The 12,483-nt window shown below is 43.4% G+C and carries 8 protein-coding genes and 1 pseudogene; 5 read left to right on the top strand and 4 right to left on the bottom strand.

What is annotated here, in order from left to right; genetic code table 11:
* The 3 genes and pseudogenes from B3D59_RS12325 to B3D59_RS12315 all read right to left on the bottom strand — a co-directional run.
* Positions 1-342, bottom strand: a pseudogene (locus B3D59_RS12325) (ABC transporter permease); the annotation flags it as partial.
* Between the two features lie 33 nt (positions 343-375).
* A complete protein-coding gene (locus B3D59_RS12320) occupies positions 376-1,209 on the bottom strand; it encodes a substrate-binding domain-containing protein (protein ID WP_286820133.1) in 834 nt (277 codons plus the stop codon).
* 266 nt (positions 1,210-1,475) lie between these two features.
* The gene (locus tag B3D59_RS12315; protein WP_286820132.1) at positions 1,476-3,755 is read right to left on the bottom strand and encodes an EAL domain-containing protein; all 2,280 of its coding nucleotides are present in this window, start codon (positions 3,753-3,755) and stop codon (positions 1,476-1,478) included.
* 243 nt (positions 3,756-3,998) lie between these two features.
* On the opposite strand from B3D59_RS12315, the gene B3D59_RS12310 reads away from it, so the two are divergent.
* Complete coding sequence (locus B3D59_RS12310) at positions 3,999-4,880, top strand: HDOD domain-containing protein (protein ID WP_286820131.1); 882 nt, start codon at positions 3,999-4,001, stop codon at positions 4,878-4,880.
* A 119-nt stretch (positions 4,881-4,999) separates the two neighbouring features.
* Complete coding sequence (locus B3D59_RS12305) at positions 5,000-5,830, top strand: response regulator (protein WP_286820130.1); 831 nt, start codon at positions 5,000-5,002, stop codon at positions 5,828-5,830.
* Here B3D59_RS12305 and B3D59_RS12300 read toward each other — a convergent pair.
* Positions 5,799-7,070, bottom strand: a complete 1,272-nt coding sequence (locus B3D59_RS12300) for a two-component system sensor histidine kinase NtrB (protein WP_286820129.1) — start codon at positions 7,068-7,070, stop codon at positions 5,799-5,801. The two genes, B3D59_RS12305 and B3D59_RS12300, sit on opposite strands and share 32 nt — an antisense overlap.
* A 228-nt stretch (positions 7,071-7,298) precedes the next feature.
* On the opposite strand from B3D59_RS12300, the gene B3D59_RS12295 reads away from it, so the two are divergent.
* From B3D59_RS12295 to B3D59_RS12285, 3 genes are all read left to right on the top strand, one after another.
* Complete coding sequence (locus B3D59_RS12295) at positions 7,299-8,033, top strand: response regulator (RefSeq protein WP_286820128.1); 735 nt, start codon at positions 7,299-7,301, stop codon at positions 8,031-8,033.
* 21 nt (positions 8,034-8,054) lie between these two features.
* Positions 8,055-10,505: a flagellar assembly protein A gene (locus B3D59_RS12290; RefSeq protein WP_286820127.1), complete on the top strand. Its 2,451-nt coding sequence runs from the start codon at positions 8,055-8,057 to the stop codon at positions 10,503-10,505.
* Between the two features lie 205 nt (positions 10,506-10,710).
* Positions 10,711-12,258, top strand: a complete 1,548-nt coding sequence (locus B3D59_RS12285; RefSeq protein WP_286820126.1) for an acetyl-CoA hydrolase/transferase C-terminal domain-containing protein — start codon at positions 10,711-10,713, stop codon at positions 12,256-12,258.
* The last annotated feature ends 225 nt before the right edge of the window (positions 12,259-12,483 follow it).

The raw sequence follows: 12,483 nt of genomic DNA, 5'->3' as shown, positions 1-12,483 counted from the left end.
CACGGGAAAGGCCAGGATGGTTTGGCCTATGGCAATGCCGGTCAGGCTAAATAAAAGGCCCATATCGCCTAACGGCCCTTTGGAAGAGATAAACGCATAGACAATCAATCCTACGCAGACCGTGGGCAGGGCAAGAAGGGTGTCCAGAATCGTTCTTATGGGGCGTTTGAATCGGAAATCAAAGTATCCCAGAACAAACCCGCAGGGCAGTCCGGTTAAGAGGCTGACCAGCATGGATCCGGTCGAGGCGTTGAGCGTGGCTGAAACTGCCGACCAGGTGGAGATATCCCCACTGATCAGCAGCTCAATCGCCTTAAAAAAGCCTTCAACCAGGAATGTCAATACAGTCTCTGCAACCGAAGTAATCGGCAAACACTATTTAGCATTGGGGATAAACAGTCTTTTCCCCAGAAGCCGGAATTCGCCGATCTTATTTTGGGCTGATTCCGAGCCCATCCAGTCGGAAAATTTCAAAGCCAGATCATATTTGGCATCAGGGCAGTTCTCAGGATTCAGGGTTAACACCGAGTACTGGTTCAAAAGGATGTCGTCTCCTTCCACCAGCACGGTCAAAGGGGCATCTCCGCCCTGCTGGTCCTGATATTTGATATAGGTGCCGCGGTCGGTCATGGTGTATCCGTTCCTTTCCTGGGCGATATGAATGGTGGCCAGCATGCCCTGACCGGTTTGGACGTACCATTGTTCCTTGTCCGGCAATGCAATGCCTGCATTTTTCCAGAGCAGTTTCTCTTTTTTATTGGTGCCGGAATCATCTCCACGGCTCATGAAAAAGGCTTTGCTTGCTTTGATGGCTGACAGGGCCTGGGAAATGTTTTTGCCTTTTAAGCCGGCCGGGTCTGATTTCGGACCGATGATCACAAAATCATTATACATAACTTCACGCCGGTCTTTGCCGAAACCAGCTGCGATATATGCCTTTTCTGCCGGCGGGGCATGGACCAGCAGCACATCCACATCACAGTTCTGACCCAGTTTCAGGGCTTTGCCTGTTCCGGTGGCCGTCCATTTCAGGGCAATTCCGGTCTCTTGCTCAAAAAAAGGAATTAGATAGTCAAGCAAGCCTGTGTTGTCGGTGGAGGTCGTGGTGGCCATCATCAGTTCCTTTTTTTCATTCGCCTGAACCGTAAGGGCACACGATAAAACCATGAGGACGGTAATCAAGACAAATAAACATTTTCTGGGTTTCATTTTTTTCTCCTATCGTAATAGTGGTAAATTCGTGTTACGGTTTTATTTTTAATCCCTGTGAGAGTTCTATTCAATAGATGGAATCAAATGTCCAGTTCTTTGATCAAAAAAAATGACCAGGTTCAAAAAAGTGCCCCGGCTTAAGTCGGTAGCCTCATTTCCTTCAAAAGCCCTTTACAAAAAAGAATCTGGAAAACATGCTTCAAAAAATTTTGTCCTGATCATTGCTGGCTGCATATTCCGGCTGTCCAGTATGTATTGCCTTTTCAATGGTTACTATGCCCAAGGGGTATTCTTTGAGAAGGGTTATCGTTAAACAACCCTATAAATTGTTGCTCAGGCATGGGGCGGCCAAAAAGGAACCCCTGGACAATATCACACCCCCATTTTTCTAAGAGACGGGTCTGTGCTTCTTCTTCAACTCCTTCGGCAATGACCTGCAAGCCTAAGTTATGTGCCATGTCAATGATCGTCTTAACCATTACGGCATCGTTGGTGCTGACCAGAATCTGCCTGATAAAAGAGAGATCTATTTTTACATAGTCAATGGGCAGTTTTTGAAGGCAGGCCAGGGACGAATATCCGGTTCCAAAATCATCCAGGGCTATGGTGAAGCCCATTTGCTTTAATCGGCTTAGGTTCTCCGCGGCTTTTTCAGGGTTTGACATGACAAGGGTTTCAGTGATTTCAATCTCAATACTCTCCGGGGAAACTTTGTTACGTTCCAGAATGCTGGCCACTTTATCGGTCAGGTCGTTTTGATCCAGTTGCAATGCAGATACATTCACCGCAATATGCACATCCGTATGGCCCGCCTGGTGCAATGTCCAGCAGGTTTTACATGCGGTTTCAAGTACCCACTCTCCAATGGAAATGATCATGCCGTTCTTTTCGGCAACCGGGATAAAGGAAGAAGGTGGAATAAATTTTCCCTGTTCTATTTCCCATCGAATTAAGGCTTCAGCCCCCACAATTTTTTTATCCAAAAGTCTGATTTTGGGCTGAAAATAGAGTGACAACTGTTGGTTGATCACAGCTTTTCTCAGATCATTTTCCATCTCAAACAGTTTAATGGACGCCTGGTTCATGGACTCTGAATAAAAGGAAAAAACCCTTTTGCCTTTTTTTTTGGCATCATAAAGTGCTGTTTCAGTATTCTTTAATAGCTCCCCAGGTTCTGTTCCATCCTCAGGGAATACGGCCACACCGATACTTGCGGAAATAAAGATTTCTTTTTGCACCACATGAACCGGCTGGTTAAATTCGTTCAACAGTCTCTGGCAAGCCTGGCCAATTTCAAAAATATCATTGGTGTTTTGCAAGAGAATGATGAATTCATCGCCGCCCATGCGGACCATGGGCGTTTCTTTTAAAGTCAATCGAGCCAGCATGTCACTAGATCTCAAGCAATTTTTTAATCTGTCTGAGATAGCTTGCAGGCATTGATCGCCTGCGTTGTGGCCCAAGCTTTCGTTTACCCGGTTGAAATTATCTAGGTCAATGAGCACCACGGCAAATTTTTTTTTATACCGTCCTGCATATTCGACCTCAGACTCCAGGGTCTTAAGAAAAAACTGCCGGTTGGGTAACCGTGTCAGTGTATCGTGGTAAGCGAAAAACCACGCTTTTTCCTCAGCCTTTTTTCTGTCAATTCCCAATGCGATTTCATCTGCAACTGAGGCAATGGCATCCAGATCAGCCGTCTCAAACAGTTGTCTTGAGAACATTGCCACAACCCCTACCGTTCGGCTTCCCACAATCAAAGGATGAGCTGCAAATGCTGTTATTTTTTCTTTTTTTAACCACGTTTGATCATCTATATCGGCGTCTTCAGCAATTGTGTTGGAAAACATGGCCCTCTTTTCTTTGGCAATGTTTTCAATTTTTAAATTGCCGGGACAAAAAAGGCCATGATTGCCCCCAAGAGAGGTAAACATCCCGTTGCTTGCGATTAATTCGAGTTGATTGTTTTGATCATCCAGTATCCAGATTCGGGCAAATGCTGCATCAAGATAATGGACGATGGTACCACAGCATTTACCGGCCATTTCATTAATATCCGTTCCCTGGACAAGAATTGAACCGATTTCTGCAGCCATCATGGCATGCCGGGTTCTTTCCTGTATTCTTTTTTCAAGAAAAAGGTTTTGATTGAGGATTTGGTCATGGTATTCTTTTATTTTTAGACCGTTGCTGATCCTTGTTACCAGTTCTGCCTTTTCAATGGGTTTGTTTAGCAGATCTGCAGCACCCATGCTCAGTGCTTTCAGTTTCAATTTTGAGTCAACCATCCCTGTAAGCATCACCACAGGAATGGATTTTGTCTTTTCGTCGGCTTTAAGGGTTTTAAGCATTTCAAAACCGGTTTTTTCAGGCATCAGAATATCACAGATCACCAGGTCTATTTGCCTCTCCTCAATGCGGCGAATACCTTCATCCACGCTTTGGGCGATATGGAATCTCCAGTCGGCTGCATATTTCCGTAGTATTCGTTTTAAACTTGCCAGACATTTGGGATCATCATCAACGAAAAGGATATCTTTCATGGGTATGTTTTCCGTATCAAAAAGTTAATTTTAAAGTCCCTTTTAAAGCCAATCCTAAATTCACCATCTAATTTCTGATTTCAACTTAAAATCAATTGGTTAACAGGAATATAACATATTAGACGATGAATTTAGGCCAATGATACATACTTTACAAAAATTGAGATTAATGTCATCTTTTCTAAATAATTTATGTAAAATTCGTTTGAACAACAGTAACAAGTTTTTTAGAGGCGCCCCAAATTGAATAAAACAAAAGCAGACTTTCTAAAACGATTTGGAAAGATCCGGGATTTGCCTTCTTTGCCGTCGATTGTAACAAAAGTAAATCAAATGCTCAATGATCCAAACACAACAAATGCTTCTCTATCCAGGGTGATCGAAAAGGATCAGGCCATTGTGTTTAAAATGCTTCAACTGGTAAATTCCGCTTTTTTCGGATTAAGGGATAAAATTTCAACCACCAATGAGGCAGCCATCATTTTGGGGTTTGACGCCATACGCAATATTGTACTATCGCTTTCAACCTTTAATATTTTGAATCATCTGTTTGAGCAAAATTCAAATAAGCATTTTAAAATTGACAGTTTCTGGCGGCATTCCATTGGTGTTGCGGTTCTCAGCAGATACCTGGCGGAGCAGACCATGGTTGGAGACCCTGAAAAATGCTTTGTTTGCGGGTTACTCCATGACATGGGTAAACTGATGCTGGCGCATTACTTCCCCGATGAGTTCATCCGGGTGATCGAACATGCCCGTCAGAATGATTTGATTTACTTGGACGCAGAAAACAAAATGCTGCCGGCCTGTCATCCCGAAGTTGGATATTTTATTATAAAAAAATGGGGGATTCCATCGCATCTTGCCAATACAATCTATTCTCATCATGCCATTCAACCCGACGCGGCATTTTTGGAGGAAAGCATTATTGTAAATACGGCAAATGGCATCATTAACAGTTATTATGCGGATTTTTTGAACAACAATACATCTCCGGAAAACATTAAGTATGCATATTTTGATTCCCATGCAAGAAAACGATTGAATGTTTGGATTGAAACGGTACCCAAATGGTTTCCAGAGGTTAAGCCTTTGATCCACGATGCCTGGGCGTTTTTTCTATAGCAGTCATAGGCTGACTTGATCATCGATATCCAGACTCAACTTACAACGAATTTAAAAGTAATTTAACAAGTTATTGAGACTGTTATACAATTTTTTTTAATGGGATGGAACATCCGGTAATGGAGAGTACGCCAAAACACACGATACTTTGCGTTGATGATGAAAAACAAATTCTTTTTTCTTTAAAGCGGTTACTGCGAAAAGAAAACTTTGATCTGTTGACTGCAACAAATGGGGAAGACGGATTCAAGATTATGGCATCCCGGAACATTCACCTGGTTATTTCAGATCATCGGATGCCAGGTATGTCAGGAATTTCATTTCTGGCCAAGGTCCTGGAGACTTACCCGGATACCATAAGAATTCTTTTGACCGGGTATACTGAAATTGACTCCATTAAAGCATCAATAAATGAGGGACATGTCTACAAGTTTCTTTTAAAACCATGGAATGATGACGATCTTAAGCAAGAGATCAGAAAAGCCCTTGAACGGTATGATCTTATTCAGTCAAACAACTCCCTGCACCTTATGGTAGCCGCAAAGAATAAAGAACTGGAACAAATCAATAAGAATCTGGAAAATATTATCAAGCAGCGGACAAGAGAGCTGGAACTCCAGAACCAGGCCCTTGAACTGACACGGATTCTTTTCCGAGGGCTTCCTGTCGCAGCCATTGGCGTAAGTTACGACCGGACAATTATACTGATCAACAGGCAGGCTGAAAAATTAAAAATAAACGGCCGCATGGTCATTGTGGGAAACGCTTTGGCCGACTATTTTTCCAAAGATGTGATCAACAAGTTTTTACCTGTGTTTGAATCGCAAATCAACCAGGTTAAATTGGATATACCCGTAGATAATCAGGTATATGGCGTAACCCTGTCTGCTTTGACCGGACGTTTTTTCGGTAAAGGGTTTATTCTGTGTCTTCAGGAACAGGCAGTATGATAGTAAACGTGGTCCCTTTACCTTTTTTGCTTTCCACGGCAATGCTGCCTCCATGCTGCTGAATGATATTATAGGCAATATTCATACCTAGGCCAGTCCCTTTGCCCACTTCTTTTGTGGTGAAAAACGGATCAAAAATTTTGGATATATTTTCCGGGTCTATGCCACATCCGGTATCTGAAATTGTAAGAAAGATGTCGTTGTTTTCCTGCCATGTCTTGATTCTGATTTCACCTGTTGTTTCAATGGCCTGGGCCGCATTCACCAGTATGTTCAAAAAAACCTGGTTGAGCTGCTGGGGGATGCCGTTGATCAGGGGCACAACGTTTAAGTCTTTATATACCGTTGTTTTATATTTTAACTCATTTGCCGCCACACTCAGGGTGGTTTCAATACAGGCGTTGACATCCACGGGCTCAATATCCTTTTTACCGGGGTGGGCAAAATCCTTTAAATCAATGACGATTTTTTTGATCCGGTCCAATCCGTCAATGCAGTCTTTTATAAGTCCATCCATATCTTCCCGAAGAAAATCAAGATCAATCTTCCGGGCGTATTCATGAATATTTTCGGTCATTTTTGCCAACGCTTCCGGGAGTGTAATTTCATTCAGGCGTTTAATCAGGGTTTGATCCAGTTCGATGAGTTTTCCAATATCGGACAGGTATTCTTCCAGGGAGTTCAGGTTACTGGTGACATATCCCACCGGATTATTGATTTCGTGGGCGATGCCGGCTGCAAGCTGTCCGATGGATGCCAGCTTATCGGTCTGGGTTAACTGGATTAAAAGGTCTGCTTTTTCTTCCTCCATTTTTTTTCTCTGGGTAATATCCAGAAGTGAGGTAATAAAATAACGCCCTCCAAGATTGTTTTCCTGGCTTACAGAAGACATGAAACACCAAATCACGGAGCCATCGAATCTCTTAAATCGCATTTCCAGGTCCCTCACCCGCCCTGTTTCCAAATTTTTTAAAAAAATTTCCCGGTCTTTTTTATTGTAATACAAGGCTTGGATGGGGATATGGGAAAGGTCCTCAACTGAATTGTAACCCAACATCTGAAGACCTTCGGGGTTTACGTTTATTATTTTTCCTTCCACTGAAGTCAAAAGAATTCCAATGGGCAGGTTGTCCGTCAATGCCTGGAAATTTTTCTCTATGCTGAATTGTGCCTTGTTCTGCCTGTCCGGTTCATCCTCTTTAGTAAAGCTTAGAGAGTGATCTGAAGTTTTTCCCACCATGATTTCTCCAATACTGTTAAATTATTCTTGGAAAGCCAACTGCACGAATTTATTTCAGTCTAAAAAAAAACGTATTTAGATTCAATTTGTTTTTTATTATACCAGGTGTTGTCTTATAAGTTATTGAGAAAAAATTAGAGATGTTTTAAACTTGTTGGCAAAGTATTAAAAAAACTTACGTAAAAAGTATCCACCTGGTGATTCTAATACCAGTTCCATGGGAGACAAATGACTGAAGGTTTCGATCATACAATCCTGATCGTCGATGATGAGAAAAATATCGGCAAAGCACTGGAACGCCTGATTAAAAGGATCGGTGTCAGGTCTTTTTATGCAGCCTCCGCCCCCCAGGCTCTGGATTTTATCCAAAAATCGGAGTCTATAATTTCCATGATACTTTCGGATCAGAGGATGCCTGGAATGGAAGGCACCGAGTTTCTGGAGAAAGCCAGGGCCATCACCCCGGATACGGTTCGATTTCTTATTACCGGTTATGCAGATATCAATGCGGTTGCCGGTGCAGTGAATCGGGGCGCTGTCCACAGGTTTATTACAAAACCCTGGAATAATGACGACTTGCTGGAGATGATCAAATCAGGATTGCAACATTACGAATTACTGGTCGAGAATAAGAACCTGTTCGCGCTGGCCAAAAAACAAAACGCACGCCTCTACAATCTAAGCCAGGAACTAAAACAAAAGGCCAGTGAGCATAAGCGGGAGATTGTCCAAAAAGAAAAACAGATTATTCAGTTGACAAAACGATTGGAAAAAGGAGTTTGCGAGGCAGATTATATTAAAAACATAGAAAAAATACTTGAAGAAAACCAGATGTTCGACACAAAGAAGATGGGTTTGTGTTACGCGGCGGTGATGGAAATCTTTTTTTCAAAATTCAAAGATCTGGCTGCCCGTAACGGTTTTTTTATGCCGGCAGATAATGAGCTCAGTACGAAAATGTAATTTTTATTTTAAAGGCAAAGGGTGGGTATCATAGAAGGGGGAAAGCAGGGAAATAAAATTATAGTGATTGATCCGGGCGGAATCCTTGGGCAGAAAACCGGAATTTTATCGGAAAAGGGATACCAGGTGGATTTCTTCATATCCCCGGATGAAGGGCTGCGCTCTCTTGCAAAAGCTGTTAGCTCGCCATATTTCCTGATTATTGAGGGATATGTTGAAACAGAGGCGCAACAGGAGAGTCTGCTGGTAAAAGCCAAAAAAATTTCCCCTGACACTCAGCGGCTGCTGGTAGCCGCCCCTTCTGAAGTGCCTTCCTTTGTCAATGCGATCAATTCTGCGGGAATCCATGCATGCCTGCCTTTGCCGTTTACCAAGGAAGATCTTTTTTTCCAGGTCAGGCTGCGGTACGAAGAGTATGAAATCGGCAAAAAAGTTAAAAATCTTCAAAAAACCATTCAACGGCAAAATAAGCAGCTGTTCCAAATCGCCGGCAATTTGCGTAAAAAAGAGGCTTTGTATGCGGCAAGTATTCAGCAAAAAGAGCAGGAAATCAGGCTCCTGAAATCTAAGATCAAATTCGTTTTCGGAGGCCATGAATCTGAAGACGAAACAGATATCATGCGTTTTTTGGAAAAAGAAGGCGTAAGTTTTAATTCATTTGGATTCAGACAGGCGTTTGATGATTTGAAAATTCGTGTCAAAGATATTTTTTCAACCATTCTTTTAGAAAGAGGCATTGTTGAGGCATTGACACCACCGTCCGACACTTTGGATAACGGAATCGACGCATCTGAGTATAAACCTCTTGCAGTCCTTTTGACCAAAGAGCTTATCAATTATATGATCTGGAAATTTGAGTGCGGACAGGGAAGCCTTTCAGACAGAAAACAGTCTGACGCCCGGGATTACTTTACCATCAGTGTTTCAGATAATATGCTCAATGCGTATATTTACCTTACACTTGAAAAGGATTCCCCCAAGACTGTTACCGCATACATGGTAGAACAATTTCTTCACAAAAACGCGATTGTATTCGGCATTGCAGAGGATTCGGTTATCAGAGAGTGGATTTCTGGATCATCAAGAGACGGAAAAAAATTGCTTGCGGCTGTCGGAAAACCGCCCGTTGCGCCAATTGATGGGGAAGTTCACTATTATTTTGCAACCAGTTTCAGGCGGGCAGGACGGATCAACTCCGACGGGACCATCGATTTCAAGGAACGGGGGGAGGTGCCCCATGTGAAAGAGGACGTTGTGCTTGCATCCAAAATCCTCCCTGTACCGGGGGCTCCCGGTATAGATGTTAAAGGCATGGAGATACCAGTGGCTGATCCTGTAGACCCGGCTTTTTCTGCAGGCTCGGGCACCCGGTTTAACGAAGATAAGACTAAAATCTTTTCAACTACTCAGGGGGAACCTCATCTGGATGTTATGGGGGTTGTTTCGGTAAACAAAGAGTTCCAGATAAAAGGGGATGTGGGATTTGAAACCGGCAATATTAACTTTGATGGAAATGTCATTGTCCCGGGGACTGTTCAGGAGGGTTTTAAGGTCAAGTGTGTTTCGCTTACCGCTAAAGAAATTTGTGGGGCCCAGATCGATATTTCGGGGGACCTGAACGTTTCAATGGGCATTATAGATGCAAAATTGGTCAATGTTAAGGGGAATATTCATGCCAAGTACGTTCGTAACTCAACAATAAACGCCTTTGGAGACTTAACTGTTCAAAAAGAGATTATTGATTCCACAATTTATCTGAGCGGCGCCTGTAACAATGAAAGCGGTATAATTCTTAACTCTACCCTGTCTGCAAAGCTGGGTATTAAAGCCGGAACGGTGGGGAGCGAATCGGTTGGGTCATCGGTTTTGACCGTGGGAGTGGATGAACATTTAATCCGCATGAAAGATAAGATACAATCCAACATCACATATAACAGGAGTATCTTAAAGGAACTTAAATCAGAAATCACTCAGATGAAAGAAGTAGACAAGTGGCTTCACAGCATCGTAGTTGGAAATGCACAGATTCAGGACCACGCTCAGCTTGGAGTTCGGGAAATTGAAAAAAAGAGAGACGCTTTAGACAGAAAAAAGGATGCTGCTGTATTACAGAAGATATCAGATAAAATCCAAAAGCTGAGAAAAAAGGCAAAAAATGCTGAAGAAAAAATTAATGAAGGGTTAGAACGTCAGGATCAGATACATAACGATATATTGGTAAAAGAAGGTAAAATTAAAGAGTTGGAAAGCTCAAACAAATATCTCATTGAAGAGTTGAAAAATTTGGAAATAATTTCAAACAAATCAGTCCCCTTGCCTCAACTGACTATATCCAGGCATATTCAATCGCAGACAAAAATCAAATCGCTTCATATGTATAAAATTCTGGAAAAGTCTTGTTCTCGCTGTATCATAAAAGAAAAGTGCCGGAGTGCAGGCGGTATTGTTTATTATATAATAGAAATTATTTAGATGAAGGAAGCAGAAAAATTTTTCTTGACTATGCTTGCTGACGCATTATATAACCCTCCCCTAAGTATAATTTTATTGAAACCATGTTTCGGTATGGCCTTTAACTGGCGCGGTTCCCCTGTATTTGGTTAGGTGGTCGATGTGTTGAGGCTGCTTCAGTGGGGAATCTCTTCGATACCCGTAAAATGAAGGAGAGAAAGAGCGTATGTCTACATTAGAGGAACGCGTACGTTGCAAAGAGTTGCTCAGCAAAGTAAAAACGCCTGAAGAGTGTATTGAGTTTTTTAAAGACGACATGGACGTCGGCATGTCCGGGTTTACGCCGGTCGGGTATCCGAAAGTTGTACCCATCGCACTGTGTGACCACGTTGAGAAAAACAATCTGCAAGGCAAATTAAGACTCAACCTGTTTATCGGTGCTTCTATCGGTGCCGAGGTTGAGGACCGCATGGCTACACTGGACATGATTGACCGTCGCTGGCCCTACCAGACAGGTAAAAATCTGGGCAAAGCCATTAATAAAGGCCAGATCCGCATGGGTGATAAACACCTTTCAATGTTTCCCCAGGATTTGAAGTACGGCTTTTACACCAAGGAAAAGGGTGGCGGACTTGATATGGCAGTTATCGAAGCATCTGCCATTACCGAGGAAGGCAACATCATTCTGTCCGGTGCCGTGGGTGCCGCGCCTGAAATCATTGATGTCGCTGACAAAATCATTGTTGAAATCAATACCGGTCTGCCCTCTTTCGAAGGCATGCACGATATCCTTTTGACCGATCTGCCTCCATTCCGGAAAATCCTTCCGGTGACTGATCTGCGTCAGCGTATCGGTACACCCTGGGTTCCTACAGACAAGAGCAAAATCGTTGCCATTGTCGAATCCAAGCTGCCTGACAATGGGCGTGCGCTGCGCGGTACCGATGATGTTGCCCAAGCTATTGCCGACAACATCGTTGACTTTTTCCAGTCTGAAGTGAAGGCCGGCCGTCTGCCCAAGAACCTGTTGCCTCTGCAATCCGGCGTGGGCTCCATTGCCAATGCCGTTGTCGGTGGGCTGACAGCAAGTCCTTTTGAAGATTTGACCGTTTTCACCGAGGTTCTCCAGGACACCTTCCTGCCCTTCCTTGATTCAGGTAAATGCAAGTACATCAACTGTACGTCACTGTCCCTGTCCAACGAGGCATTTGTTGATTGGTGGAAAAATTTCGAGACCTATAAGAACATGGTTATGATGCGTCCCCAGCAGATTTCCAACAATCCGGAACTCATCCGTCGTATGGGTGTCATCGGCATGAATACACCGCTTGAATTTGATATGTATGCACATGCCAACTCCACCCATGCCGGCGGTACCCGCATGTTGAACGGTATCGGCGGTTCCGGCGACTTTATACGCAACGCTTACATATCCATAATGCATTGTCCCGCTTGCCGTGCCACCAAAAATGATGAGTTCGGCATCACCGGTGTTGTGCCCAAAGTTCCGCATGTCGACCATACCGAACACGATATTGATGTTCTGGTTACCGACCAGGGTCTGGCTGACCTGCGTGGTCTGGCGCCAATTGATCGGGCTCGCGTTGTCATTGATAAATGTGCACATCCGGCTTACAAAGATTATATGTACGATTATCTCGAACGCGCCACCAAGGCAACCGGTGGCCACCATGAACCCCAGCTGCTGGACGAGTGCTACAAAATGCATCTGAGCTTTGCACAAAACGGCACCATGCGTTTCTGGGAAAAATAAAACAAAGCGTAACACTGCCTACCGGCAACCAAAGCCCCGCCAAGACTTGGCGGGGCTTTTTGTTTTTCTGGCAACATGCCCTGACTCTATGAAAATTTAATACCGAGAACCTCGTATTTTTTATCCCCCACCCCAATTGGATAGAAGCTGTAAAAAACATTTACACTTTGAAAAAAATCATGACGCCCAAAAAGTATCTCAATGCCATTTTACCTATCCAGAAGA

This window comes from Desulfobacter sp. UBA2225, assembly GCF_002348205.1.
In the GTDB taxonomy this organism is placed as follows: Bacteria; Desulfobacterota; Desulfobacteria; order Desulfobacterales; family Desulfobacteraceae; genus Desulfobacter; species Desulfobacter postgatei.
This window is presented reverse-complemented; position numbering and strand designations above follow the sequence as displayed.

What these genes read in the sequence shown, in the direction of transcription:
- B3D59_RS12320 (WP_286820133.1), bottom strand. Translation starts at nt 1,209, where the DNA reads ATGAAACCCAGAAAATGTTTATTTGTCTTGATTACCGTCCTCATGGTT.
- B3D59_RS12315 (WP_286820132.1), bottom strand. Translation starts at nt 3,755, where the DNA reads ATGAAAGATATCCTTTTCGTTGATGATGATCCCAAATGTCTGGCAAGT.
- B3D59_RS12305 (WP_286820130.1), top strand. Translation starts at nt 5,000, where the DNA reads ATGGAGAGTACGCCAAAACACACGATACTTTGCGTTGATGATGAAAAA.
- B3D59_RS12300 (WP_286820129.1), bottom strand. Translation starts at nt 7,070, where the DNA reads ATGGTGGGAAAAACTTCAGATCACTCTCTAAGCTTTACTAAAGAGGAT.
- B3D59_RS12295 (WP_286820128.1), top strand. Translation starts at nt 7,299, where the DNA reads ATGACTGAAGGTTTCGATCATACAATCCTGATCGTCGATGATGAGAAA.
- B3D59_RS12285 (WP_286820126.1), top strand. Translation starts at nt 10,711, where the DNA reads ATGTCTACATTAGAGGAACGCGTACGTTGCAAAGAGTTGCTCAGCAAA.